The sequence below is a fragment of the Burkholderia ambifaria AMMD genome (genome assembly GCF_000203915.1).
GTDB classification, from domain to species: Bacteria; Pseudomonadota; Gammaproteobacteria; order Burkholderiales; family Burkholderiaceae; genus Burkholderia; species Burkholderia ambifaria.
The window spans coordinates 608829-633151 of sequence record NC_008390.1 but is presented as its reverse complement, the minus strand read 5'-3'; the positions used below and the strand labels follow the sequence as shown (position 1 = coordinate 633151).

Here is a 24323-nt window from a genome sequence, read left to right as displayed (position 1 = left end):
CGCCCTGTACGAAGCCTTCCTCCCGGCTTCGGGCGCGCTTGTGACGCATGAATGCACGCGCGGGCGGTGCCGGATTCGGCACCGCCCGCGAGGGATCATGCACGCAATCGGTGGATTGCGTCACGCTGTGATCGTAGTCAACCGATCGCCGATCGGCAATGGCCGATCGGCGACGCCCGATCAGGGGTACAGGCCGCGCATTTCGCGCGCCATCAGGATGCGCTTGCACGCGACGATGAACGCCGCCGTACGCACCGACACCTTGTGCTCTTCCGAAACCGCCCACACGCCGGCGAACGCTTCGCGCATCACGCGCTCGAGACGGTGGTTGATCTCGTCTTCCGTCCAGAAGAAGCTCGAGAAGTCCTGCACCCACTCGAAGTACGACACGGTCACGCCGCCCGCGTTCGCGATCACGTCCGGGATCACGAGCACGCCGTTCGCGCTCAGGATGTCGTCGGCCGCCGTCGTCGTCGGGCCGTTCGCGCCTTCGACGATGATCTTCGTGCGGATCTTCGATGCGTTCTTCTCGGTGATCTGGTTTTCCAGTGCCGCCGGGATCAGGATGTCGGTCTCGACCGTCCAGAACTCGTCGTTCGGCATCGGTTCGGCGCCTTCGAAGCCCGCGACGCCGCCCGTGCGTGCCACGTGGTCGAGCAGCTTGTTCGAATCGAGGCCGGCCGGCCGGTAGATCGTGCCCGTGTGATCCTGCACCACGATCACCTTCGCACCCGCTTCCTGGAACAGCTTCGCCGCGATGCCGCCGACGTTGCCGAAGCCCTGCACCGCGATGCGCGCGCCTTCGATTTCCAGGCCCTTCTTCTTCGCCGCTTCGCAGCCGACGACGAACACGCCGCGGCCCGTCGCTTCCTTGCGGCCGAGCGAACCGCCGAGCGAGATCGGCTTGCCGGTCACGACGCCGGTCGACGTCTGGCCCTGGTTCATCGAGTAGGTATCCATCATCCACGCCATCACCTGTTCGTTGGTGTTGACGTCCGGCGCCGGAATGTCGGTGTTCGGTCCGATGATGATGCCGATTTCGCTGGTGTAGCGGCGCGTCACGCGCTCGAGCTCACCGCGCGAGAGCTTGCGCGGGTCGACGCGGATGCCGCCCTTCGCGCCGCCGTACGGCACGTTCACGGCCGCGTTCTTCACCGACATCCATGCCGACAGCGCCATCACTTCCGACAGCGTCACGTCCTGGTGGTAACGCACACCGCCCTTGCCCGGACCGCGCGACACGTTGTGCTGCACGCGATAGCCTTCGAAGTGCGCGACGGTGCCGTTGTCGAGCTCGATGGGGCAGTCGACGATCAGGATGCGCTTCGGACGCTTCAGCGTTTCGAGCCAGCGCGACAGCGAACCGAGGTACGGTGCGACGCGATCGACCTGCTGAAGGTAGTTGCCCCACGGGCCGAGATCGTCGGCGTGCAGGTAGGACGGGATGGACTGCAGTTGCGAAGACATGGATGCTCCAACGTTCAACGGATTGCGCACATTGTCGAAAAACCCATTTTTTTTATCCAATGCCGTTTGCTTATTCGATTATGCGTTTCTTGCATGATCGGGATTTTTCGCAAATCCATGGTCGATTTGCGCAAGAACGCCCGCGATCGGTCGTGCATCGCGCTGCGCGAAAATCGTTGGTGCAATATGCGGGACGCTCGCCGGACAGCTGTCCGACAGGCGCGGCAAGCTCGTCGTCAGGCGCGCGCGGCCGTGCTCGGTTCCATCATTCGGCCGTGTCGCGTAGTTCGTCGCGCACGACTTCCCACAACGCGCGCACCAGTTTCTGGCGCGGATCGTCGCCCTGCAGCGCGAGCTTGTCGCAGTACAGGCGAATCTCCATCGTCAGCGTGTACGGATGCGTGCCGCCGCGCGCGGAACGGTCGAGCCGGATCAGCCGGCCGCCGGCCACCGCGTCCTCGACCGCGCTGTGCGGCAGGAACGCGACGCCGTGGCCCGCGAGCGCCATCGCCTTCAGCCCTTCGGCCATGTCGGTTTCGTACACGCGATCGAGGAACAGCCGCGTCGGTGCGTTCGCAACGATGACTTCGGTCATCCGGCCGAGATACGCGTTCGGCGTATACGACAGGTACGGCACGCGCGCATCGGCCGTGCCCGGCAGCGTGTAGCGCGGCCGGCCGGCGCGGCCCGGCGCCGAGAACGCGCTGATCGGCTCGCTGCCGAGGATCAGCATGTCGTAGCGCGCCGGGTCGAGCGCGACCGGGTGGCTCGGGTGGTGGTAGCCCATCACGAGATCGCAGCCGCCCTCGACGAGCGACAGCACGGCATCGTGCACGTTCAGCGCGCGCAGCCGCGTGTGGACCTGCCCCATCTTCGCCTCGATCCGCTGCAGCCAGCGCGGGAAATACGTGAGCGACAGCGTGTGCGGCACCGCGAACTCGATCGTCGGCACCGGCGCGCCGACGTGGCCGCGCAGCAGCGTGCGCGCCTCGTGCGCCTGCGACAGCATCGTCAGCGCCTGCTCGTAGAAGATCTGGCCGGCCTGCGTGAGCCGCGTCGGATAGACCGAACGGTCGATCAGTTCGGTCGCGAGCCAGGCTTCCAGCGCCTGGATGCGCCGCGAGAACGCGGGCTGCGACACGTGCCGCAGTTCGGCGGACCGGCTAAAGCTGCGCGTTTCCGCGAGCGAGACGAAGTCTTCGAGCCATTTCAGTTCCATGCAGGCGGGCGCGGCGGGCGGCGGTCGGGATGAAGCCTGCATTCTACCGGCGGGCGGGTGTGGGTCGGCGGTGGGGTCGACGGTGGGGTCGACGGCGGGGCCGGCGGGCGGCGGCGGTGTGACAGGCGGACCCGGCGAGCCGGCCCAGGTGCCCGCCGCCAGGCCGGATGCGCGACGGCCGGCCGCTGGGTGCACGCCGATCGCCCGCAGCAGGGCCGGCCGGACCGGTTCGGCCGGAATCGACCCGCGCCAATGGTAAAATGCCGGATTCTCCTCCCCCTCGTTCGCCCCGGCTCCAAGGCCCAGCCCGATCATGTCCGACACTCGTCCCGATACGCTTTTCGCCCTCACCGCGCTCTCGCCCATCGACGGCCGCTACGCCAGCAAGACCGAAGCGCTGCGCGACTGGCTCTCCGAAGCCGCCTTCATGCGCCACCGCGTCACCGTCGAGGTGCACTGGCTGATCGCGCTGTCGCGCGCCGGCTTCGCGGAAGTCCCCCGCTTCTCCGACGCCTCCGAACAATTCCTGCTGCAGCTCGCCGAGCGCTTCACCGCGCACGACGCCGCGCGCATCAAGGAAATCGAGCGCGTGACGAACCACGACGTGAAGGCCGTCGAATACTGGCTGAAGGAATCGGTCAAGGGCCAGGCCGAGCTCGAAAAGGCCAGCGAATTCATCCACTTCGCGTGCACGTCCGAAGACATCAACAACACGTCGCACGGGATGATGCTCGCCGGCGCGCGCGAGCACGTGATCCTGCCGGCGCTGCACACGGTCCATCAGCGCCTCGTCGCGCTGTCGCATGCGCACGCCGAGCAGCCGATGCTGTCGCGCACGCACGGCCAGCCGGCCAGCCCGACGACGCTCGGCAAGGAACTCGCGAACGTCGCCGCGCGCCTCGCCCGCGCGATCGCGCGCATCGAGAAGGTCGAGATCCTCGGCAAGATGAACGGCGCGGTCGGCAACTTCAACGCGCATCTGTCCGCGTATCCGGAATTCGACTGGGAAGCGTTCTCGCGCGACGTGATCGAGAACCGCCTGAAGCTGACGTTCAACCCGTACACGATCCAGATCGAGCCGCACGACTACATGGCCGAGCTGTTCGACGCGGTCGCTCGCGCGAACACGATCCTGCTCGACCTCGACCGCGACGTGTGGGGCTACATCTCGGTCGGCTACTTCAAGCAGAAGACGAAGGCCGGCGAGATCGGCTCGTCGACGATGCCGCACAAGGTCAACCCGATCGATTTCGAGAACTCGGAAGGCAACCTCGGCCTCGCAAACGCGACGCTGCGCCACCTCGCCGACAAGCTGCCGGTGTCGCGCTGGCAGCGTGACCTGACCGACTCGACGGTGCTGCGCAACATGGGCGTCGCGCTCGGCTACTCGCTGCTCGCGTACGACTCGCTGATCCGCGGCCTCGACAAGCTCGAAGTGAACCCGCAGCGCCTGAACGAAGACCTCGACAACTGCTGGGAAGTGCTCGCGGAGCCGGTGCAGACGGTGATGCGCCGCTACGGCATCGAGAACCCGTACGAGCAGCTGAAGGAACTGACGCGCGGCAAGGGCATCACGCGCGAAGCGCTGCAGGAATTCGTCGGCACGCTGGCGATCCCGCAGGACGCGAAGGATCGCCTGCTCGCGATGACGCCTGCGTCGTACATCGGCAAGGCCGTCGAACTGGCAAAGCGGATCGCGTAAGCGCCGCCGTTACCGGACGGAAAACGGACGGAAAAAAAGCCCGATGCGAGCAAGTTCGCATCGGGCTTTTTCGTTGGCGGCCGGCGCGCGGCCAGCGCGTCGGAAAACCGGCACCTCAGAACGAGATCATCCGCCCCGGATTCAGCGCGCTCATCACACTCATCGCCGCTTTCGCCGCCGGAATCGCGATCGGCGACAACTGCCGGCCGAGCGGAATCTCGCGATGGTCGATGCCGGTCAGCATCGAGAAGTCGTCGTTGCGTCCGACGAAATCGTCGCAGATCGCCTTGCCGATCCGCACCGTCTGCGCGACGCCGTGCCCGCTCCAGCCCTGCACCATGTACATCGGCACGCGGCCGTCGGTCTTGCGGCTGTCGGTCGCGCCGTTCAGCGTGAAGTCGCTGACGCCGCTCCAGCAGTAGTCGAGCGCGAAGCGGCCGTCGTGCTGCGGGAACACGGTATTCAGCCGCGTCAGCAGATACGCGTTGACGTCCTGCTGCGGCCAGCACGAGCCGGTGCCCTGCCCGCCGAACAGCAGCCGGTTGCCGCGCACCGGCCGGTAGTAGTCGATCTGGAACTGCGTGTCGTACACCGGCATGCCGGCCGGCATCAGCGTCGCGACATCGACGTCGAGCGGCGCCGTCACGCTCACATACGTGAAGAACGGCACGGTGGTCGCGCCGCCGTCGTCCAGCAGCCGGAACGTCGTGTTGTGCAGCGCGAGCACGACGCCGCGACGCGCGGTGATCGTGCCGCCCGGCGTCGTCGCGACGACGCCCGCGGGCGTTTCGTCGAGCTCGAGCACCTCGGTGCCCTCGTACAGCGCGCCGCCGTTCAACTGGAAGCCGTGCACGAGGCCGCGCACCAGCGCGAGTGGATGAAGCTGGCCGCCGAGCGCGTCGATCGCCGCGCCGTGATACAGGCCCGAGCGCACATATTCGTCGTGCAGCTGATGGCGGCCGACGAGCGTCACGCCTGCGTCGCCGAGATGGCGGCGGGCGTCCGCGCCGTCGAGCAGCGCGCTCATGTGGCCCGGGTGGACCGCCGCCGTCACGTGGCCGCGCTTGCGATCGAGGTCGAGCGCGTAACGCGCGCCGATTTCATCGATCAGGTCCATCGATTCGGTCGATGCGAAGCGCCACAGCCGCTTCGCATCGTCGTGCGACAGGTAGTCGATCATGTCGGCGGCTTCCCAGCGCGCGAGGCCCGGCGTGAGCTGGCCGCCGTTGCGGCCCGACGCCGCGGAGCCGACGTGATGCTTGTCGACGAGGATCGTGTCGACGCCCGCTTCCGCGAGATGCAGCGCGGCCGATGCGCCGAGCAGCCCGGAGCCGATCACCAGCACGTCGCACACGGCGTCGTGCGCGAGCGGCGCACTGTTTTCGTGGCGCGACAGCGACGCCTCGTACCAGTTGGCCGGACGCTCGCCGTCGTAGCGGGACGGCTCGCTCCAGTTCCAGTTGTCCTTTTCGATGTTCAGTTGCGTCTGGTCGAAACGCGATTCGCCCTGGATCAGGGGTTTGTTGTAGGTGGTCATGATTGCACTTGCATGGTCTTGGGCCGCCAGTCGAAGGGCCGTGAGGCTTCGCGGGTGGGGCAGCCGGTTCCACTTGGGTGTCAACGAGATAAAGGGCGCGATTGCCCGTGTTGACGGCAGGCACGTGTGCCTGCCTGGATCCCGGGACTGTGCGAAAGCACGTATTGAAAGGTGCCGGGACACCCAATTTCTACACCGCAGAAATAATTCTACAGCGTAGAATATGCTTTCGTCAAGCTGACAGTCGCCCGCCACCACCGCCCCATGAAAGACAAACCCGCCCAAGGCCCGCGCGGCCTCGACAAGGACGCAATCGTCGCGGCCGCGCTCGCGCTGCTCGAAGAGGTCGGCGAAGCCGCATTCAGCGTGCGCAAGCTCGCGCAGTCGGTCGGTTGCGACCCGATGAGCGTGCTGTATCACTTCAAGTCGAAGGACGGCCTGACCCGTGCGATCGCGAATGCGCTGTCGCGCTCGCTGGTACCGGTCGACGACACGCTGCCATGGCGCGACCGGCTGCGCGATCTCGCGCGCCAGTACCGCGCGCTCGCGCTGCGCTACCCGGCCGCGTTCGCGCTGCTGCAGCGGCACATGAGCACGGGGCCGGCCGATCTCGCGCACATCGAGGCCGTGCATCGCGCGCTGGCCGACGCCGGCATCGCGCGCACCGCGCTGCCGGCCGTATGCGTCGGCTGGTATGCGAGCGTGATCGGGCTCGCCGCCGCCGAGGCCGGCGGCCTCACGCGGCCCGCGAACGACGTCGAGCTCGCGGAAATGGATGCGCTGTCCGATACCGCGCATCCGCTCGTCAAATCGGCCGCGCCGCTCTATGCGCGGCTCGATCCGGCCGTGGTGCATGACACGATGCTCGACGTGCTGCTCGACGGCATCGCGCGGCACGCGCACGCGGCCTGACCGGCGCGCGCCGCCAACAAAAAAAGGCGCCCGAAGGCGCCTTTTTCATGAAGATGGCGGCAAACCGCGCTCAGTGCTGCTGCGCGAAGCCGATCTTCACCATCACTTCATCGACGATCTGTTCGGGCGTCAACTCGATGCTGACCTCGATCGCTTCGTCCGGGCCCGGCTCCTCGAGCGTGTCGAGCTGGCTCTTCAGCAGCGACGGATCGAAGAAATGGCCGGTGCGGCTCTTCAGGCGCTCCTGCAATACCTCGAACGAACCCTTCAGATACACGAACCGCACGTCGGTGTCGGTGCCGCGCAGCACGTCGCGGTACGACCGCTTCAGCGACGAGCACGTGAACACGGCCGTCTCGCCGGCGCGCTGCTTTTCCTCGATGGCCGCGCGGATCGTGCGCAGCCACGGCCAGCGGTCGTCGTCGGTCAGCGGAATGCCGTGATGCATCTTTTCCTTGTTCGCCGCGCTGTGAAACGCGTCGCCATCGGTATAGCTGCACGACAGGCGTTCCGCCAGCATTTCGCCGATTCGCGACTTGCCCGCGCCCGACACGCCCATTGCGATCAGAATCATTGACTACCCCTTTGTTACAAAACCAGGCTCAGCAGCAGCGTGAAGCTAAGACCGAGCACCGAGATGATGGTTTCAAGCAGCGACCAGGTCTTGAACGTCTGACCGACCGTCATCCCGAAGTATTCCTTGATCAGCCAGAAGCCGCCGTCGTTCACGTGCGAGAAGATCAGCGAGCCCGAGCCCGTCGCGAGCACCAGCAGCTCCGGACTGACCGCCGCGCCGGACGCCGCCGCGATCGGCGCGACGATGCCGCAGGCCGTCGTCATCGCGACCGTCGCCGAACCCGTCGCGAGACGCATCAGCGCCGCGACGAACCAGCCGAGCAGCAGCGGCGACAGATGCGCGTGCTTCGCGGTCTCGACGATCTGCTGCGAGATCCCGCTGTCGCGCAGGACGCCGCCGAAGCCGCCGCCCGCACCGACGATCAGCGTGATGCCGGCGATCGGCGCCAGACACTCGCCGCAGAACTTCTGGATCTGGTCGCGGTTGAAGCCTTGCAGCTTGCCGAACGTGAAGAAGCTCACCAGCACGGCGATCAGCAGCGCGACGTCGGAGTTGCCGGCAAAGCGCAGCAGGTTGTTCGGCAGCGACTTCGGCGCGAACACCAGGTCGGCCCAGCTGCCGACCAGCATCAGCACGACGGGCAGCAGGATCGTGAACAGCGTGATGCCGAAGCTCGGCAGTTCGCGCTTGCGGCCTTCCGTGTGCGTATCGACGAACTGCGCGGCGAGCGGATTGTTTTCCGGCAGCTTCACGAACTTCGAGATCGCCAGCGCGAACAGCGGACCGGCGATGATCGCGGTCGGCACGCCGACGATCAGGCCGAAGGCGATCGTCTTGCCGATATCGGCGCCGTATTGCTGAACGGCCAGCAGCGCGGCCGGGTGCGGCGGGATCAGCCCGTGCACGACGGACAGGCCGGCCACCATCGGCAGGCCGACGACGAGCAGCGACTTGCCGGTGCGCTTCGCGACGTTGAACGCGATCGGGATCAGCAGCACGAAACCGACTTCGAAGAACACCGGCAGGCCGACGATGATCGCGACGAACATCATCGCCCAGTGGATGTTCTTTTCACCGAACCAGTCGATCAGCGTGGTCGCGATCCGTTCGGCGCCGCCCGATTCGGCCATCATCTTGCCGAGCATCGTGCCGAGGCCGACGACGATCGCGATGTGGCCGAGCGTGCCGCCGGTGCCCGTTTCGAACGACTTGACGATCTTGTCCATCGGCATGCCGACGACGAGACCGAGGCCCAGCGAAACGATGATCAGCACCAGGAACGGGTAGATCTTGTAGCGCGCGATCATCAGGATCAGCGCGGCGATCGCGATCAGCGTGAATACGAGCAGCATGCTGCCTTGGACAGCCCCCATGTGGCACTCCTCCTAGAATTTGTTCGAACCGGGCGAGGTGTTGCGAGTATGCCCGGCTATGCAGGTCTCCGGAACACGGGGGTACCCCCCGTGAAGGACGCTGAATTTTACTTATCTTTGCGACCCACGGATAGAACCGGTTCCATCAGCAAAAACCCTCGGTAAAACAAGCACTAAGCGCTTGCTTACCGAGGGCCAAACGATCATTTCGTACAAGTCTTAGCGGGGGAGCTGGCTCGCGGTTTGCGCGAGGCGCGTGACCTCGGCCCAGTCCTGCGCGGCGAGCGCGGCTTTCGGCGTGAGCCACGAGCCGCCGACGCACACGACGTTCGGCAGCTTCAGGAAACTCGGCGCGCTTTCGGCGGTGATGCCGCCCGTCGGGCAGAACTTCAGCGCCGGGAACGGGCCGTGGAACGCCTGCAGCATCGGCACGCCGCCAGCCTGCTGCGCGGGGAAGAACTTGACGATCTCGTAGCCGAATTCGAGCGCCTGGATGATGTCGCTCGGCGTCATCACGCCCGGCAGCAGCGGCAGATCGGCGTCGAGCGACGCGAGGTGCAGGTCCTTCGTCAGGCCCGGCGACACGCCGAACTTCGCGCCCGCGCGCTTCGCCTGCGCGCAGTGCTCGGGCTTCGTGATCGTGCCGACGCCGACGACGATGTCCTGCGCGAGCTGGCTCGCGCGCTGGATCGCCTCCAGGCCCGCCGGCGTGCGCAGCGTGATCTCGAGCACCTTGACGCCGCCCGCGTGCAGCGCGCGCGACACATGTTCACCCTGCTCGACCGAGTCGAATGCGAGCACCGGAATCACCGGGCCCAGCTTCACGATTTCGCCAATCCTCTTCATTGAAGACACTCCTTGAAATTCATGCAGCGACGCCGACGGCCGTTTCGCCGACCAGCGTTCCGAAAACCGATGCGCCCTGCTCGGCCGGCGCGGCCGCCGCGCGGAACACGCCGAACAGTTCGCGCCCGAAACCCGTCTCGTTGTCGGCCTGGTGCAGCGGCTGCGCGACCGCGCGCGCTTGCCACTCGGCTTCGTCGACCTCGATGTCGAGAATGCCGGCTTCCGCGTCGATCACGAGCGTGTCGCCCGTCTGCACCTTGCCCAGCGGGCCGGCCAGCAGCGCTTCCGGCGACACGTGGATCACCGCCGGCACCTTGCCCGATGCGCCGGACATGCGGCCGTCGGTGACGAGCGCGACGTGGAAGCCCTGATCCTGCAGCACGCCGAGCAGCGGCGTCAAACGGTGCAGCTCGGGCATCCCGTTCGCGCGCGCGCCCTGGAAGCGCACGACCGCGACGAAATCGCGCTTCAGCTCGCCGCGATCGAATGCCGCCTGCACGGCTTCCTGCGAATCGAACACGATCGCGGGCGCCGTCACCTTGCGGTGCTCGGGCGCGACCGCCGAAATCTTGATCACGCCGCGGCCGAGCCGGCCCTGCATCAGGCGCAGGCCGCCGTCCGGCTGGAACGGCTCGCGAATGCCGCGCAGCACCTTCGTATCGTGGCTCTCGGCCGTGCCGTCGACCCACGTCAGCTTGCCGTCGATCAGCTTCGGCTCCTTCGTGTAGTGCGACAGGCCACGGCCGGCGACCGTCGTCACGTCTTCGTGCAGCAGCCCGCCTTCGAGCAGGTTGCGCACCAGGAACGCAACGCCACCCGCCGCGTGGAAATGGTTCACGTCCGCCTTGCCGTTCGGGTAGATCTTCGCGAGCAGCGGCACGACGGCCGACAGCTCGTCGAAATCGTTCCAGTCGATCAGCACGCCGGCCGCACGCGCGATCGCGACGAGGTGCAGCGTGTGGTTGGTCGAGCCGCCTGTCGCGAGCAGCGCGACGATCCCGTTGACGATCGCCTTCTCGTCGATCACATGGCCGATCGGCGTGTACTGGCCGCGCTCGACCGTCAGGTCGAGCACGCGGCGCGCGGCTTCGGCGGTCAGCGCGTCGCGCAGCGGCGTGTGCGGATGGACGAACGCCGAGCCCGGCAGGTGCAGGCCCATCAGCTCCATCAGCATCTGGTTGCTGTTCGCGGTGCCGTAGAACGTGCAGGTGCCGTGGCCGTGATACGCGGCCGATTCGGCTTCGAGCAGCGCGTCGCGGCCCACTTGGCCCGTCGCGAACTGCTGGCGGATCTTCGCCTTGTCGTCGTTCGACAGGCCGCTCGTCATCGGGCCGGCCGGCACGAAGATGGTCGGCAGGTGGCCGAACTGCAGCGCGCCGATCAGCAGGCCCGGCACGATCTTGTCGCAGATGCCGAGGCAGAGCGCCGTGTCGAACATGTTGTGCGTGAGCGCGATCGCCGTGCCCATCGCGATCGCCTCGCGTGAGAACAGCGACAGCTCCATCCCGGGGTTGCCCTGCGTGACGCCGTCGCACATCGCCGGCACGCCGCCCGCGAATTGCGCGACGCCGCCGTTCTCGCGCGCGGCGGCCTTGATGATGTCGGGGAAATCCTTGTACGGCGCGTGCGCGGACAGCATCTCGTTGTACGAGGACACGATGCCGATGTTCGGCTCGCGGATTGCCTTGATCTGGAACTTGTCGCTGCCTTCGAGACCCGCGAAGCCGTGCGCGAGGTTCGCGCACGACAGCGCGCCGCGCGCCGGGAACTTGCCTTGCGCGCCGTCGATGCGCTGCAGATAGGCGGAACGGGTCGATTGGCTGCGGGCGATCACGCGTTCGGTGACTTTCGCCAGAGTGGGGTGCAGCGACGTCATGCTGGGCGCTCCTGTATGCCGGACGACACCGGCGGTTGGAATCGTGGGGACGGTCGAGTACGTCGAACGAACGAAGCAAGTCTAGTAGAAAAACTACATAGACGCAATGCAGATCAACCGACGTGCAACCCACATTCCCGCCACCAGTAAGGCTTTACCTAGTGAAAACCCTAATTCATCACCCCGACTGAAGCACAAATTACCGGCGTTGGAGCTAGCATTTTCATGTAGATTTTCTACAATTCGATTGCGATACACTCCCTACCCGAACCCCATTTCCATCCGCCGCCCCATGCTGCCTCGCATTGAAGCGATCCGCGCCGAACTGCGCCCGTCCGAGCGCAAGCTCGCCGACTACATCCTCGCCGCGCCGCGCGAGGTGCTCGACCTCGCGATGACCGAGCTGTCGACCCGCGCCGGCGTCAGCCAGCCGACCATCGCGCGCTTCTGCCAGGCGCTCGGCTGCAGCGGCTTTCGCGAATTCAAGATCCGGCTCGCGCAGAGCGTGGCGCCCGGCGTGTCGTCGGTGTATCGCGACGTCGAGCCCGACGAGCCCGCGCCCGGCATCATCGGCAAGGTGTTCGACCGCACGATCGGGGCGCTGATCGAGGTGCGCAACAGCCTGTCGGCCGGCAGCGTCGCCGATGCGATCTCGCTGCTGTCGAACGCGTCGCGCATCGAGTTCTACGGCGCCGGCGGCTCGGGCATCGCCGCGCAGGACATCCAGCACAAGTTCTTCCGGCTCGGCGTGCCGAGCGTCGCGTATTCGGACCCGCACACGTTCTCGATGTCGTCGGCGCTGCTCGGGCCGCACGACGTCGTCGTCGCGATCTCGAACACCGGCCGCACGCGCGACATCGTCGATGCCGCGCGCTCCGCGCTCGCGTGCGGCGCGAAGGTCGTCGCGATCACGCAGAGCCATTCGCCGCTCGCGAAACTCGCGACGGTGAGCCTCGCGTCGAACGTGGCCGAGGAAACCGACGTGTTCTCGCCGATGACGTCGCGGATGTCGCACCTCGCGATCGGCGACATCCTCGCGGTCGGCGTCGCGCTGTCGCGCGGGCCGGCGCTGATGGAGCGCGTCGGCCGCGCGAAGGAGGCGATCACGCGCCGCCGGATCGACGACCCGACGAAAGATTGACGCGCACGACGCGCATATGAAAACGGCGCCCTGAAGGGCGCCGTGTTTTCATGTGTGCGTCGATCAATCGCCGGCATGCTCGTCAGAAGAGCCGCTGGCAGGGTTCAGAACGGCTTGATCACGGCCAGCGCGACCGCGGCGAGCATGCCGAGCACCGGCAGCTCGTTGAACACGCGATACCACTTGTCGGTGCGGCGGTTCTCGCCGCGCTCGAACACGCGCAGCAGGTGGCCGCAATACGCGTGGTAGACGATGAGCAGCAGCACCACCGTCACCTTCGCGTGGATCCAGCCCTGCCCCTGGCCGATGCCGATCACGAGCCAGAGCCACAGCCCGCACGCGAGCGCCGGCACCGCGATCATCGTCATGAAGCGGAACAGCTTGCGCGCCATCAGCAGCAGGCGCCGCACCGCGGCCGGATCGGTCTCCATGGCCAGGTTCACGTAGATGCGCGGCAGGTAGAACAGCCCCGCGAACCACGCGGCGATCAGAACGATATGGAACGTCTTGACCCAGAGCATTGCCATCAATTGTGCGCCTCGCTTTACTGACGGCCTTCGCCGTGCCCGAGCACGACGTACTTCAGCGACGTGAGCCCTTCCAGGCCGACGGGGCCGCGTGCGTGCAGCTTGTCGTTCGAGATGCCGATTTCGGCGCCGAGGCCGAATTCGAAGCCGTCCGCGAAGCGCGTCGACGCGTTGACCATCACGCTGGCCGAATCGACTTCGCGCAGGAAGCGCATCGCGCGGTCGTGATCCTCGGTGACGATCGCATCGGTGTGATGCGAGCCGTAGTGATTGATGTGCTCGATCGCGGCGTCGAGGCCGTCGACGACCTTGATCGCGAGCACCGGCGCGAGATATTCGGTGTGCCAGTCTTCGTCGGTCGCATCGACGAGCGGGCCGACGCCCGCCTCGGCGAGCACCGCGCGCGCGGCCGCATCGACGCGCAGCTCGACCTGCTTGTCGCGATACAGCTTGCCGAGCGGCGGCAGCAGCGTCGCCGCGATGCCGCTCGCCACGAGCAGCGTTTCCATCGTGTTGCAGGTGCCGTAGCGGTGCGTCTTCGCGTTGTCGCACACGGTCAGTGCCTTCGCGAGATCGGCGCGATCGTCGACATACACGTGGCAGATGCCGTCGAGGTGCTTGATCATCGGCACGCGCGCCTCGTTGATCAGGCGCTCGATCAGGCTCTTGCCGCCGCGCGGCACGATCACGTCGACGTAGTCGGTCATCGTGATCAGCTTGCCGACCGCGGCGCGATCGGCGGTCGCGACGACCTGCACCGCATCCTGCGGCAGCCCGGCCGCCTCGAGCCCTTCGCCGATCAGCTTCGCGAGCGCCGCGTTCGATTCGAGCGCCTCGGAGCCGCCGCGCAGGATCGTCGCGTTGCCCGACTTCAGGCACAGCGCGGCCGCGTCGATCGTCACGTTCGGGCGCGACTCGTAGATGATGCCGATCACGCCGAGCGGCACGCGCATCTGGCCGACCTGGATCCCGCTCGGGCGGTACTTGAGGTTGCCGATCTCGCCGATCGGATCGGCCAGCGACGCGACCTGGCGCAGACCTTCGACCATCGTCTTCAGCGCGTTGTCGGACAGCGTCAGGCGATCGATGAACGCCGCGTCGAGCCCCTTTTCGCGGGCACGGGCGACGTCGCGTGCATTCGCATCCTTCAGCGCCTGCGCATCGCGCTCGATCGCGCGGGCCACGGCGTCGAGCGCCGCGTTCTTCGCGGCCGTGCTGGCGCGCGCCATCGCGCGGGAAGCGTGCCGGGCACGGCGGCCCAGGTCCGTCATGTACTGGTCGATATCCATCGTGTGACTCGAGAAGCGAGCCGCTTGGCGCGGCGTGAATTCGTGGGGAAGCGTGAGGCGCGGCGGCAGGCCGGCCGCGCCGGCTTACCGAAACATTGTAAGCGGGTTGCGATGCGTGCGCTGAAGGCCCGGCTTAACGCCGCACGCGACCCGCGGGCGGCGGTCGCTCGCCGCGGGCGCCCGCCACCGTCATCGCGAGCTGGAACAGGCCGTCCCACGGGTCGGGCGGCGGATCGTCCTGCGAGCGGCGGCCCGGCGTGATCGCCGACAGCCCCTTCACCTGCCGGTCGAGTTTCGCGGCGAACGCGAGCGCCTTTTCGAGCACGGGTTCCGACACGCGGTTCAGCGCGGGGCCGATCAGCCGCTCGCGCGGGCCCCACACGCGGTTCTCGCGCAGCAGCGTGGCGAGCGGCTTGCCGGCCGTCGTGCCACGCTTGATCCGCAGCAGCGTGCGCAATTCCTCGACGACGGCCCACATCACGAGCACGATCGCCTCGCCCTCGCCCTTCAGCCCGTCGATCATCCGCGCGAGCCGCGCGGCGTCACCCGCGAGCATCGCCTCGTTCAGCTTGAACACGTCGTAGCGCGCGACATTCAGCACCGCGTCGTGCACCTGCTCGAACGACAGCACGCCCTGCGGATAGAGCAGCCCGAGTTTCTGGATTTCCTGATGCGCGGCGAGCAGGTTGCCCTCGACGCGCTCCGCGATGAACTGCAGCGCGCGCCGCCCGTCGTCGCCGGGCGCGACGCGCTGGCCCTGCATCGACAGACGCTGGCCGATCCAGTTCGGCAGCTGCGCGCGCTCGACCGGATCGATCTTCAGCGCGACGCCGCCGTTCTGCAGCGCGGTAAACCATGCGGATTTCTGCGTTGCCGCGTCGAGGCGCGGCAACGTGACGAGCATCAGCGCGTCGGGGTTGGGAGTCGCCGCGAGCGTCTTCAGCGCATCGGCGCCTTCCTTGCCGGGCTTGCCCGACGGAATGCGCAGCTCGATCAGCTGGCGCTCGCCGAACAGCGACATCGCCTGCGTCGCGCCGAGCAGCACGCTCCAGTCGAAGCCGCGCTCGACCGTATGCACCGAACGCTCGGTGAAGCCGGCCGCGCGCGCGGCCGCACGAATGCGGTCGCACGCTTCCTGCGCGAGCAGCGGCTCGTCGCCGTAGACGGTGTAGAGCCCGGCCATCCCCTTCGCGAGGTGCGGCTCCAGCGCATCAAGTCGCAATTGCATCGGTGCGTGCGCCGGCGATTACAGCGGCGGCGGCGGCAGCGGCGCGCGCGGCGCGACGCCCGGCACCACGTCCTCCGGCGCCGGCGTCAGCGAGTGGACGATCGCGAGACGCCGCATCAGCTGGTCGACCGCGTCGTTCTGCATGTCGGCGTACAGAATCTCGGCTTCCTGCGCCTTCGCGTTGGTGTACTGATCGCTGTACGTCATCGCGCGGTTCAGCGCGATCGCGCTCGGCGGGATCAGCAGCGTGCCGTCCTGGCTCGTCAGCGTGAAATTCAACGTGTAGTAGAGCGCATATTCCTGCGCGGAGCCGTACTTGTTGAGCGTCAGCGTGTTCTGCCCGCGCGACTCCGACATGCGCAGCACGGCATCGGCTTCGTCCATCGACTTGACGATCTTCGTGTCGCTGCCAGCCTCGACGAGGCGCACGAGCCGCGCCTCGACGGGCGCCGGCGCGCCGGCCACCAGCAGGCGCTTGAACGCGTAGTCCTGCCTGCCGCGCAACTGGAAACCGCATGCCGACAGCGCGACCGCGCTGCCGACGAGCCCCAAAAACGATCTGCGGATCACCTTCGCTCCTTCTGTGTGCGCCCGACGGCCAATGGCCGTCAGACGACGATGTTCACGAGGCGGCCGGGCACGACGACGATCTTCTTCGCCGGCTTGCCGTCGCTGAACTTCGCGAACGCTTCGTCGGCCACTGCCGCGGCTTCGATCGCCTCGCGGCTCGCGTCCTTCGCGACCTTCAGCGCGCCTCGCACCTTGCCGTTCACCTGCAGCACGAGTTCGATCTCGGCCTGCTCGAGCGCGGCCTCGTCGACCTTCGGCCACGGTGCGTCGAGCAGCGGGCCGAATTCGTCCGCGTAGCCGAGCGCCTTCCACAGCTCGAACGTGACGTGCGGCACGACAGGGTACAGCACGCGCAGCAGCACGCCGTACGTCTCGCGCAGCACGGCGGGCGTCGCGCCCTTCGCGCCGTCGATCGCGTTCAGCATCTTCATCGCGGCCGACACGACCGTGTTGTACTGCAGGCGTTGGTAGTCGAAATCGGCCTGCTTCAGCACGCTGTAGATTTCGCGGCGCAGCGCCTTGTCGGCGTCGCCGAGCGCGGCCGCGTCGAAGCCCGCGCGCGTAGCGAGCGCCTCGCGATTCGTCGCGCCGAAGCTCCATACACGGCGCAGGAAGCGGCTCGCGCCTTCGACACCCGCGCCCGACCACTCGAGCTGCTGCTCGGGCGGCGCCGCGAACATCGTGAACAGGCGCGCGGTATCGGCGCCGTACTGGTCGATCAGCACCTGCGGATCGACGCCGTTGTTCTTCGACTTCGACATCTTCTCGATGCCGCCGAGCACGACCGGCTGGCCGTCCGTGTTCAGCGTCGCGCCGACCGGGCGGCCCTTGTCGTCGTGCGTGACCGTCACGTCGGCCGGGTTGTACCAGGTCTTCTTGCCGGATGCGTCTTCGCGGTAGAACGTCTCGTTCAGCACCATCCCCTGCGTGAGCAGGTTCTTCGCCGGCTCGCCGAACTTCACGAGGCCGAGGTCACGCATCACCTTGGTCCAGAAGCGCGAATACAGCAAGTGCAGGATCGCGTGCTCGATGCCGCCGATGTACTGATCCATCGGCATCCAGTAATCGGTGCGCGCGTCGACCATCGTGTCGGCGTCCGGCGCCGTGTAGCGCGAGAAATACCACGACGAATCGACGAAGGTATCCATCGTGTCGGTCTCGCGCTTCGCGGCCGCGCCGCACTTCGGGCACGAGCAGTTCAGGAACGCTTCCGACTTCGCGAGCGGGTTACCCGAGCCGTCCGGCACGAGGTCTTCCGGCAGCACGACCGGCAGGTCCTGCTCCGGCACCGGCACGTCGCCGCACGACGGGCAGTGGATGATCGGGATCGGCGTGCCCCAGTAGCGCTGGCGCGACACGCCCCAGTCGCGCAGGCGCCACGTGACCTGCTTGTCGCCGTAGCCGCCGGCCTTCAGGTCGGCCGCGACCGCGTCGACCGCATCCGCGTAGCGCAGGCCGTCGTACTTGCCGCTGTTCACGCAGACCGCGGTTTCCTTGTCGCCGTACCACTCCTGCCACGCATCCAGCGAGTACGTCTGCCCTTCGCTCGCAATCACCTGCTTGATCGGCAGGCCGTACTTCTTCGCGAATGCGAAATCGCGCTCGTCGTGGCCCGGCACGCCCATCACCGCGCCTTCGCCATAGCTCATCAGCACGTAGTTGCCGATCCAGACCTCGACCGGCTCGCCCGTGAGCGGGTGCGACACCGAGAAGCCCGTCGCGACGCCCTTCTTCTCCATCGTCGCGACATCGGCCTCGGCGACGCCGCCGCGCTTGCATTCGTCGATGAACGCCTGCAGTTCGGGCTTGCCCTGCGCGAGGCGCGTGGCAAGCGGGTGCTCGGCCGCGACCGCGCAGAACGTGACGCCCAGGATCGTGTCGGCACGCGTCGTGAACACGCGCAGGAGCGCCTTCTCGCCGTCGAGTTCGTACGGGAAGCCGAAGTTCACGCCGAAGCTCTTGCCGATCCAGTTCTGCTGCATGATCTTCACGCGCTCGGGCCAGCCGAGGCCGTCGAGATCGTTCAGCAGTTCATCGGCGTATTGCGTGATCCGCAGGTAGTACATCGGGATCTCGCGCTTCTCGACGAGCGCGCCCGAGCGCCAGCCGCGGCCGTCGATCACCTGCTCGTTCGCGAGCACGGTCTGGTCGACCGGGTCCCAGTTCACGGTGCCCGTCTTCTTGTACGCGATGCCCTTCTCGAGCATCTTCAGGAACAGCCACTGGTTCCACTTGTAGTAGTCGGGCTTGCACGTCGCGATTTCGCGCGACCAGTCGATCGCGAGGCCCATCGACTGCATCTGGCCCTTCATGTAGTCGATGTTGTCGTAGGTCCACTTCGCGGGCGGCACGCCGTTCGCCATCGCGGCGTTCTCGGCCGGCATCCCGAACGCGTCCCAGCCCATCGGCATCAGCGTGTTGTAGCCGTTCATCCGCAGATAGCGGTACATCACGTCGTTGATCGTGTAGTTGCGCACGTGACCCATGTGCAGCTTGCCGGACGGATACGGCAGCATCGACACGCAGTAGAACTTCGGCTTCTGCGAATCTTCCCTCGTCTTGTAGGCATCGGCTGCGCGCCAGTCGCCCTGGGCGGCGGCTTCGACGTCGGCGGGTACGTATCTCTCGTGCATGGTGTGGTTCGGACTAGGCTTTAAGCAGCGCGCCACGAGGCGGGCACGCGGAAGTGGACGAAATCGGGCAGCCCGGCGGCGGGAGCAGGCTCACGGTTCTCGGGCCTGCATCATGGTTCCGGATATTCGCCGGGTAACCCGGAAGGTCTCCAGGTTACCCGGCGAAACCCTGCCAACCGGGCGGAAACGACGATTATACCGTCCGTGGCGGGCGGTACGGCCGGGTCTCGCGGGCCGCGGCGCATTCTTGCCTGCGCCGGGCTCGCAGGCGGCCGGCAGGTCAGGGTTTCGCGCCCGCGGCGGCCGGCGCGGCGGCGCCCGCCGGCGGCACGTCGGTGACGAAGCCGATTCGCGTGAGGCCCGCGGCCTGCGCGGCGCCCATCACCTGCGCGATCACGTCGTAGCGGGTCGCGCGCGACGCGCGCAGCCGCAGCTCGGGCGGCGCGGCGCCCGCGGCGGCGGCCTGAAAGCGCGCCGGCAGCGCGTCGAGTGCGACGGGTGTGTCGTCCCAGTACAGCTTGCCGGCGTCGTCGATCGACAGCGTGACCGATTGCGGCGTATCGCGCGCGACGCCGGCCGCGACCTTCGGCAGGTCGAGCCGGATCGCGTGCGTCATCAGCGGCGCGGTAATGATGAAGATGACGAGCAGCACGAGCATCACGTCGATCAGCGGCGTCATGTTGATCTCCGCCATCGGCGCGGATGTCTTGTGGTGCTCCAGTCCGCCGAATGCCATGGTCGCTCCTCCCGGCTGCGCGTCAGGCGCCCTGCGCGCACACGAATACGTGCAGGTCGCGCGCGAAGCCGTCGAGTTCCTCGGCGAGTTGGCGCACGAGCCGCCCGAGGATGTTGTAGGCAAGCACCGCGGGAATCGCGACGACGAGCCCGAACGCGGTCATGATCAGCGCCTCGCCGACCGGCCCCGCGACGTTCTCGATCTGCGCCTGTCCGCTCGCGGCGATGCTGCCGAGCGCGTGATAGATGCCCCACACGGTGCCGAGCAGCCCGACGAACGGCGCGGTGCTGCCGATCGACGCGAGCAGCACCTGACCGAACTCGAGACGCCGCTGCGAGCGCAGCATTGCGTGACGCAGCGCGCGCAGCACGCGTTCGCTGCGCTCGACGCGCGCGGCCAGCGCGGCCGGATCGTGTTCGTCGGCCGCGTCGCGCGCGGCTTCGGCGAGCGGCACGAACACGCGCTCGCGATCGGCGCCGGCGAGCGCGTCGATGCCCGCGTCGAGCGACGCCGCGCGCCAGAACGCGGCGAGCGCGCGCGGCCCCTGCCGCTTCGCGCGGACCAGCAGCCAGGCCTTCATCAGGAGAAAGCACCAGCTGGCGACGGACATCGCCAGCAGCACATAGGCGACGGCGTGCGTGATCGCATCGCCGCTTTCGAGGTAGTGGACAACGCCGGTGGGAATGGCCATCGGAGTTTCCCCGTGAGGGTCAGCGCAGGCCGAGCACGTCCTGCATGTCGAACAGGCCGGCGCCGCGCGCCGACAGGAAGCGGACCGCACGCAGCGCACCCTGCGCGTACGACACGCGGCTCGACGACTTGTGCGTGATCTCGATCCGTTCGCCGATCCCGGCGAACAGCACGGTGTGATCGCCGACGATGTCGCCGCCGCGCACGGCCGCAAAGCCGATCGTCGACGGATCGCGTTCGCCCGTCACGCCCTGGCGGCCGTATACCGCGCAGTCCTCCAGCGAGCGCCCGAGCGCGCCGGCCACGGCCTCGCCCATCATCAGCGCGGTGCCCGACGGCGCGTCGACCTTGTGACGGTGGTGCGCCTCGATGATCTCGATGTCGTAGCCGTGCGAGAAATGCTTCGCCGCGAATTCGAGCAGCTTCAGCGTGACGTTCACGCCGACGCTCATGTTCGCCGCGAACACGATGCCGATCCGGGCCGCGGCGGCCTGCAGCTCGGCCTTCTGCTCGGCGGTGAAGCCGGTCGTGCCGATCACGAGCTTCACTTCGTGGCGCAGCGCGGCCGCGACGTGCGCAATCGTGCCTTCCGGCCGCGTGAAGTCGATCAGGTAGTCAGCCTGCGCGAACACGGCATCGAGGTCGTCGGTCAGCTTGACTCCGGTTTCCTTGCCGAGGAACGCGCCCGCGTCCTGGCCGAGGAACGGCGAATCGGCGCGGTCGAGCGCGCCGACGAGCTGCGCGTCGGAATCATTGAGAACGGCTTCGATCAGCATCCGGCCCATACGGCCCGATGCACCGGCAATCGCAATCTTCATGGCTTTCTACACGACAGGTCTAAAGGCGGGCGGCGCATGCCGCCCTGTTTCCGCATGCCGGACGTTTACTGCGCCGGCGCGGTGAGCGGCTGGTTCTGCAGGTTGTCGGAGCCTTGCGGGCCGACCGGCGGCGCCGCTTCGTTCGACACGTTCGGCTGCGGCGGGCGGTGGAACTGGAACTGCGGCTGGATCGCCGGCGCGGCGCCCGGCGGCTGGCCGCCCGGCACCGGCGCGCCGCCCGAAGCCTGCGCGGACGGCGTGAAGCGGCGGCTGGCCGAGCCCTGCCCCGATACCTGGTTGGTCGCGCGGTTCGCCGCGCGCGCCGCCTGGGCGTTCGCATCCTGGTCGACCACCGCGCCGGACGCCAGCCCGGTGGACGGGCTCGCGGCCTCGGCAGCCTGCGCGGCGCTCGCGGCAGCAGCGGCCTCGGCCGCCCGCTTCGCCTCGGCGGCGGCCTTCGCCTTCTTGCCGCCGCGGTCGCCGTCGATATCGGCCAGCAGGTCGAGCTCGGAAGGCAGGTTGTCGGCGCCGGTCCAGCTCGCGAGGCGATCGCTCGCGAACGTCAGCACGAGATCGCGCTGCTGGACGACGGACGTCGAGCCGCGCTTGAAGTAAAAGAGGTAATCCCAGCGGTCGGCATGGAACATGTCGGCCAGCAGCGGCGTGCCGAGCAGCGCGCGGACCTGCTCGCGCGTCATGCCGGCCTGCAGCTGCGCGGCCTTCTCCTGCGACACGAAGTTGCCCTGCACGACGGTGATCCGATAGGGCGTGATGCTCTGCGCGATACGCTGCGTCACGCTGTCGTACGACGAACAACCAGCCAGCGCGGCAACGGCGGCGGCAGCGATGATGGCACTCCGCATGCGACTCCTCTGAAAGTGCGAAAGAGATTCCGGGAACATTTCCGTCACCGTGCAGGCCCGCGTCGCGAGCCGCGCGTGTTTCTGGAACGGCGAAAAGCCGGTAACATGAAGCCCTGCATTGTACTCTAGGGATGCCTAGCCATGACCAATCCGACGGATCTCAAGAATATCGGGCTAAAGGCCACCCTACCGCGCCTCAAGATTCTCGAGATCTTCCAGCAAAGCCCCGTGCGTCACCTGACTGCCGAAGACGTCTACCGCAACCTGCTCAACGAGCAGCTCGACATCGGGCTCGCCACCGTTTACCGCGTGCTGACGCAGTTCGAGCAGGCCGGCCTGCTCACGCGCAGCAACTTCGAATCCGGCAAGGCCGTGTTCGAATTGAATGAAGGTTCGCACCACGATCACCTCGTCTGCCTCGATTGCGGCCGCGTCGAGGAGTTCTTCGATGCCGAGATCGAAAGCCGCCAGCAGGCGATCGCGAAGGAACGCGGCTTCCGGCTCCAGGAGCACTCGCTCGCGATGTACGGTTCGTGCACGACGGAGAACTGCCCGCACCGCAAGCACTGATCGAACCCTTCGCACAAGCGCCACGGCCCGGCCGGCATCCCGCCGCCCGGGCCGTGTCGTTTTCGGAGCCGGAATGAAAAACGGCCCGCGGGTGGCCTGCGGGCCGGGTCGGAACGATGTTTTCAATCGAGCGTGCGGCGGCGGGCCGTGCAGCCGCCGCGCGATCGTCGACGCCTGATGCGGCCCTTCGCCGTGCGTCAGGTCGCGCTCGCGCAGGCCGGCTCGAACTCGAGCGCCCAGGGTTCGTCGAGCGGAATCTCGTCGCAGTTCGGCTGCGGGCCGCCACGGTCGACGATCACGAAGTCGCTCACCGCGTCGAGCGCGAGCAGCGGATGGTGCCAGACGCCCTTCGCGTAATTCACGCCCTGCCAGCCTTCGGCCAGGAACGCGCGCATCGCGTCGGGCCGGAACTCGCCGGCCGGCGCGACGACGATCGCGTAGCGCGACACGGCCGCGAGCGGGATGAACGCCTGGCTGCCGTGCGGGTGGCGCTCCATCAGCGTGATCGCGACCGGCAGCGTGCGCGGCTGCGCGCGAAACACGCTGACGAGCGGCCGGCCGCCGTCCGCGCAGACGTCGATCGTCGCGAGATCGTGAAAGCGCTCGGTCGTGCCGCCGTTGATCGGGAAATGCCGCGCGCCTTCGAGCGCGATCACGTCGCCGAACGGCGCGAACGCTTCGCGGGTCAGGCGCTCGACGCGCAGGATATGGGGTCCGCTCATGCCGTTGCCCTCCTTCAAGCCGGCTCGCCCCACAGACGCAGGCGCGACACGCCGCCGTCCGGGAAGATGTTGAAGCGCACGTGCGTGACGGGGCCGAGTGCCGCGAGCTGGTCGAACGTATGCACGTGGTCCATCTGCAGCTTCTGCTCGCCGAGCAGTTCGGCCCAGAACATCGCCTGCGTGACGAGCGAGTCGTCGGTGCCGCCCGCGACCCGCGCGGCCTGCAGCGAACAGCGGTCGGGGAAGTTGCCCTTGAAGAATGCCGTATCGACCTCGACGCGCCGGATGATGCCCGGCCGCGCCAGCGCGACGATCGCCCAGTCGTTGCCGGGCTCGCGGCGCCGCCGCGTTTCCCAGCCGTCGCCCATGTTCGCGCCGCGCCCCGGCATCAGCATCTGCGAGGCCGCGCCGAAGTGCTGGTTGTTCGCGGCCACCAGGTAGCCGCCGTTCTCGATCGCCGCGAGATCGACGAGCTCGCCCGCCGGTACGTGGCGCCAGTCGCGCTGCGGCTGGCCGTACACGCGCAGGCGCGCGAGCCCGCCGTCCGGATACAGGTTCACGCGCAGGTGCGTGACCGGTTGCGCGTCGTCGACGCCGACATAGTGATGCGAATTGCCCTGCAGCGTCGTCGCGGGCACGAGCGTACGCCATTCGGCGTCCTCCGGCGGCGTATCGCCGTCCACCGCGCAGGCGTCGATCGACGCAGCCGGCGGGAAGTTGCCGGTGAAGTGGCTCGTATCGAGATCGACGCCGTAGATCACGCCCGGCCGCGCGAGCCGGACCACGCAGAAGTCGTGGCCGGTGGTGCGCTTGCGGCGCGTTTCCCAGCCGTCCATCCACTTGCCGTGATCGTCATACTTGCCGGGGATGAACACGGCCGGCTCGGGATTGAGCATGCGCTCCTTCGGCGCGAAGAATTCGTCGCTCGCGAAGAGCGCCTGCGCGCCCAGGCGCGGGTCGGCGAGGTTCATGTAGCGCCGCGTGAAAGCCGGCGCGTTCGGATCGAGGATGGGGGCTGCCATGTCGT

Annotated in this window: 22 protein-coding genes; 4 read left to right on the top strand and 18 right to left on the bottom strand. The window is 67.6% G+C overall.

Features of this window, described 5'->3' with window-relative positions; all coding sequences use genetic code 11:
* Positions 1-180: 180 nt before the first annotated feature.
* Positions 181-1467 carry a Glu/Leu/Phe/Val family dehydrogenase gene (locus BAMB_RS02880; RefSeq protein WP_011655970.1) on the bottom strand — a complete coding sequence of 429 codons (1287 nt, stop codon included), beginning with the start codon at positions 1465-1467 and terminating at the stop codon, positions 181-183.
* Positions 1468-1732: 265 nt separating this feature from the next.
* A complete protein-coding gene (locus BAMB_RS02875; RefSeq protein ID WP_011655969.1) occupies positions 1733-2686 on the bottom strand; it encodes a LysR substrate-binding domain-containing protein in 954 nt (317 codons plus the stop codon).
* Positions 2687-2999: 313 nt separating this feature from the next.
* Between BAMB_RS02875 and purB the strand changes: the two genes are divergently transcribed.
* Positions 3000-4388 (top strand): adenylosuccinate lyase, encoded by a 1389-nt coding sequence (gene purB, locus BAMB_RS02870; protein ID WP_011655968.1) that lies wholly within the window; start codon positions 3000-3002, stop codon positions 4386-4388.
* A 115-nt stretch (positions 4389-4503) separates the two neighbouring features.
* On the opposite strand, the gene BAMB_RS02865 is transcribed toward purB, so the two are convergent.
* Positions 4504-5925 (bottom strand): NAD(P)/FAD-dependent oxidoreductase, encoded by a 1422-nt coding sequence (locus tag BAMB_RS02865; RefSeq protein WP_011655967.1) that lies wholly within the window; start codon positions 5923-5925, stop codon positions 4504-4506.
* 264 nt (positions 5926-6189) lie between these two features.
* Between BAMB_RS02865 and BAMB_RS02860 the strand changes: the two genes are divergently transcribed.
* The gene (locus BAMB_RS02860) at positions 6190-6837 is read left to right on the top strand and encodes a TetR/AcrR family transcriptional regulator (RefSeq protein WP_011655966.1); all 648 of its coding nucleotides are present in this window, start codon (positions 6190-6192) and stop codon (positions 6835-6837) included.
* A 70-nt stretch (positions 6838-6907) separates the two neighbouring features.
* Here the strand turns inward: BAMB_RS02860 and BAMB_RS02855 are convergent, their stop codons facing one another.
* The 4 genes from BAMB_RS02855 to edd form a co-directional block, all read right to left on the bottom strand.
* The gene (locus BAMB_RS02855) at positions 6908-7411 is read right to left on the bottom strand and encodes a gluconokinase (protein WP_006753807.1); all 504 of its coding nucleotides are present in this window, start codon (positions 7409-7411) and stop codon (positions 6908-6910) included.
* A gap of 14 nt (positions 7412-7425) precedes the next feature.
* Positions 7426-8787: a GntP family permease gene (locus BAMB_RS02850; protein WP_011655965.1), complete on the bottom strand. Its 1362-nt coding sequence runs from the start codon at positions 8785-8787 to the stop codon at positions 7426-7428.
* A 219-nt stretch (positions 8788-9006) separates the two neighbouring features.
* The gene (gene eda, locus BAMB_RS02845; RefSeq protein WP_011655964.1) at positions 9007-9633 is read right to left on the bottom strand and encodes a bifunctional 4-hydroxy-2-oxoglutarate aldolase/2-dehydro-3-deoxy-phosphogluconate aldolase; all 627 of its coding nucleotides are present in this window, start codon (positions 9631-9633) and stop codon (positions 9007-9009) included.
* 19 nt (positions 9634-9652) lie between these two features.
* Positions 9653-11509, bottom strand: coding sequence for a phosphogluconate dehydratase (gene edd, locus BAMB_RS02840; protein ID WP_011655963.1), 1857 nt, complete (start codon positions 11507-11509; stop codon positions 9653-9655).
* 292 nt (positions 11510-11801) lie between these two features.
* Between edd and BAMB_RS02835 the strand changes: the two genes are divergently transcribed.
* A complete protein-coding gene (locus tag BAMB_RS02835) occupies positions 11802-12650 on the top strand; it encodes a MurR/RpiR family transcriptional regulator (RefSeq protein ID WP_006760214.1) in 849 nt (282 codons plus the stop codon).
* Positions 12651-12754: 104 nt separating this feature from the next.
* On the opposite strand, the gene BAMB_RS02830 is transcribed toward BAMB_RS02835, so the two are convergent.
* The 9 genes from BAMB_RS02830 to BAMB_RS02790 all read right to left on the bottom strand — a co-directional run bounded on the left by BAMB_RS02830 (position 12755) and on the right by BAMB_RS02790 (position 22004).
* Positions 12755-13177 carry a CopD family protein gene (locus tag BAMB_RS02830; protein ID WP_011655962.1) on the bottom strand — a complete coding sequence of 141 codons (423 nt, stop codon included), beginning with the start codon at positions 13175-13177 and terminating at the stop codon, positions 12755-12757.
* 17 nt (positions 13178-13194) lie between these two features.
* Positions 13195-14466, bottom strand: coding sequence for a glutamate-5-semialdehyde dehydrogenase (locus tag BAMB_RS02825; RefSeq protein ID WP_011655961.1), 1272 nt, complete (start codon positions 14464-14466; stop codon positions 13195-13197).
* A 133-nt stretch (positions 14467-14599) separates the two neighbouring features.
* A complete protein-coding gene (gene holA, locus BAMB_RS02820) occupies positions 14600-15694 on the bottom strand; it encodes a DNA polymerase III subunit delta (protein WP_011655960.1) in 1095 nt (364 codons plus the stop codon).
* A gap of 18 nt (positions 15695-15712) precedes the next feature.
* Positions 15713-16264, bottom strand: coding sequence for an LPS-assembly lipoprotein LptE (locus BAMB_RS02815; protein WP_011655959.1), 552 nt, complete (start codon positions 16262-16264; stop codon positions 15713-15715).
* 38 nt (positions 16265-16302) lie between these two features.
* Complete coding sequence (leuS, locus tag BAMB_RS02810) at positions 16303-18897, bottom strand: leucine--tRNA ligase (RefSeq protein ID WP_011655958.1); 2595 nt, start codon at positions 18895-18897, stop codon at positions 16303-16305.
* Between the two features lie 280 nt (positions 18898-19177).
* Positions 19178-19633, bottom strand: a complete 456-nt coding sequence (locus BAMB_RS02805; protein WP_011655957.1) for an ExbD/TolR family protein — start codon at positions 19631-19633, stop codon at positions 19178-19180.
* A 22-nt stretch (positions 19634-19655) separates the two neighbouring features.
* Positions 19656-20324: a MotA/TolQ/ExbB proton channel family protein gene (locus tag BAMB_RS02800; protein WP_006755943.1), complete on the bottom strand. Its 669-nt coding sequence runs from the start codon at positions 20322-20324 to the stop codon at positions 19656-19658.
* A gap of 19 nt (positions 20325-20343) precedes the next feature.
* A complete protein-coding gene (dapB, locus tag BAMB_RS02795) occupies positions 20344-21141 on the bottom strand; it encodes a 4-hydroxy-tetrahydrodipicolinate reductase (protein WP_011655956.1) in 798 nt (265 codons plus the stop codon).
* A gap of 65 nt (positions 21142-21206) precedes the next feature.
* Positions 21207-22004: an outer membrane protein assembly factor BamE gene (locus BAMB_RS02790; protein ID WP_011655955.1), complete on the bottom strand. Its 798-nt coding sequence runs from the start codon at positions 22002-22004 to the stop codon at positions 21207-21209.
* Between the two features lie 141 nt (positions 22005-22145).
* Here BAMB_RS02790 and fur point away from each other — a divergent pair, with 141 nt between their 5' ends.
* The gene (gene fur / locus BAMB_RS02785; protein WP_006753314.1) at positions 22146-22574 is read left to right on the top strand and encodes a ferric iron uptake transcriptional regulator; all 429 of its coding nucleotides are present in this window, start codon (positions 22146-22148) and stop codon (positions 22572-22574) included.
* A gap of 197 nt (positions 22575-22771) precedes the next feature.
* On the opposite strand, the gene BAMB_RS02780 is transcribed toward fur, so the two are convergent.
* Both BAMB_RS02780 and alc read right to left on the bottom strand, forming a co-directional pair.
* Positions 22772-23296: an ureidoglycolate lyase gene (locus BAMB_RS02780; protein ID WP_041491318.1), complete on the bottom strand. Its 525-nt coding sequence runs from the start codon at positions 23294-23296 to the stop codon at positions 22772-22774.
* Positions 23297-23310: 14 nt separating this feature from the next.
* The gene (alc, locus tag BAMB_RS02775) at positions 23311-24318 is read right to left on the bottom strand and encodes an allantoicase (RefSeq protein WP_011655953.1); all 1008 of its coding nucleotides are present in this window, start codon (positions 24316-24318) and stop codon (positions 23311-23313) included.
* Positions 24319-24323 lie beyond the last annotated feature (5 nt).

What these genes read in the sequence shown, in the direction of transcription:
- BAMB_RS02880 (WP_011655970.1), bottom strand. Translation starts at nt 1,467, where the DNA reads ATGTCTTCGCAACTGCAGTCCATCCCGTCCTACCTGCACGCCGACGAT.
- BAMB_RS02875 (WP_011655969.1), bottom strand. Translation starts at nt 2,686, where the DNA reads ATGGAACTGAAATGGCTCGAAGACTTCGTCTCGCTCGCGGAAACGCGC.
- purB (WP_011655968.1), top strand. Translation starts at nt 3,000, where the DNA reads ATGTCCGACACTCGTCCCGATACGCTTTTCGCCCTCACCGCGCTCTCG.
- BAMB_RS02865 (WP_011655967.1), bottom strand. Translation starts at nt 5,925, where the DNA reads ATGACCACCTACAACAAACCCCTGATCCAGGGCGAATCGCGTTTCGAC.
- BAMB_RS02860 (WP_011655966.1), top strand. Translation starts at nt 6,190, where the DNA reads ATGAAAGACAAACCCGCCCAAGGCCCGCGCGGCCTCGACAAGGACGCA.
- BAMB_RS02855 (WP_006753807.1), bottom strand. Translation starts at nt 7,411, where the DNA reads ATGATTCTGATCGCAATGGGCGTGTCGGGCGCGGGCAAGTCGCGAATC.
- BAMB_RS02850 (WP_011655965.1), bottom strand. Translation starts at nt 8,787, where the DNA reads ATGGGGGCTGTCCAAGGCAGCATGCTGCTCGTATTCACGCTGATCGCG.
- eda (WP_011655964.1), bottom strand. Translation starts at nt 9,633, where the DNA reads ATGAAGAGGATTGGCGAAATCGTGAAGCTGGGCCCGGTGATTCCGGTG.
- edd (WP_011655963.1), bottom strand. Translation starts at nt 11,509, where the DNA reads ATGACGTCGCTGCACCCCACTCTGGCGAAAGTCACCGAACGCGTGATC.
- BAMB_RS02835 (WP_006760214.1), top strand. Translation starts at nt 11,802, where the DNA reads ATGCTGCCTCGCATTGAAGCGATCCGCGCCGAACTGCGCCCGTCCGAG.
- BAMB_RS02830 (WP_011655962.1), bottom strand. Translation starts at nt 13,177, where the DNA reads ATGGCAATGCTCTGGGTCAAGACGTTCCATATCGTTCTGATCGCCGCG.
- BAMB_RS02825 (WP_011655961.1), bottom strand. Translation starts at nt 14,466, where the DNA reads ATGGATATCGACCAGTACATGACGGACCTGGGCCGCCGTGCCCGGCAC.
- holA (WP_011655960.1), bottom strand. Translation starts at nt 15,694, where the DNA reads ATGCAATTGCGACTTGATGCGCTGGAGCCGCACCTCGCGAAGGGGATG.
- leuS (WP_011655958.1), bottom strand. Translation starts at nt 18,897, where the DNA reads ATGCACGAGAGATACGTACCCGCCGACGTCGAAGCCGCCGCCCAGGGC.
- BAMB_RS02805 (WP_011655957.1), bottom strand. Translation starts at nt 19,633, where the DNA reads ATGGCATTCGGCGGACTGGAGCACCACAAGACATCCGCGCCGATGGCG.
- BAMB_RS02800 (WP_006755943.1), bottom strand. Translation starts at nt 20,324, where the DNA reads ATGGCCATTCCCACCGGCGTTGTCCACTACCTCGAAAGCGGCGATGCG.
- dapB (WP_011655956.1), bottom strand. Translation starts at nt 21,141, where the DNA reads ATGAAGATTGCGATTGCCGGTGCATCGGGCCGTATGGGCCGGATGCTG.
- BAMB_RS02790 (WP_011655955.1), bottom strand. Translation starts at nt 22,004, where the DNA reads ATGCGGAGTGCCATCATCGCTGCCGCCGCCGTTGCCGCGCTGGCTGGT.
- fur (WP_006753314.1), top strand. Translation starts at nt 22,146, where the DNA reads ATGACCAATCCGACGGATCTCAAGAATATCGGGCTAAAGGCCACCCTA.
- BAMB_RS02780 (WP_041491318.1), bottom strand. Translation starts at nt 23,296, where the DNA reads ATGAGCGGACCCCATATCCTGCGCGTCGAGCGCCTGACCCGCGAAGCG.
- alc (WP_011655953.1), bottom strand. Translation starts at nt 24,318, where the DNA reads ATGGCAGCCCCCATCCTCGATCCGAACGCGCCGGCTTTCACGCGGCGC.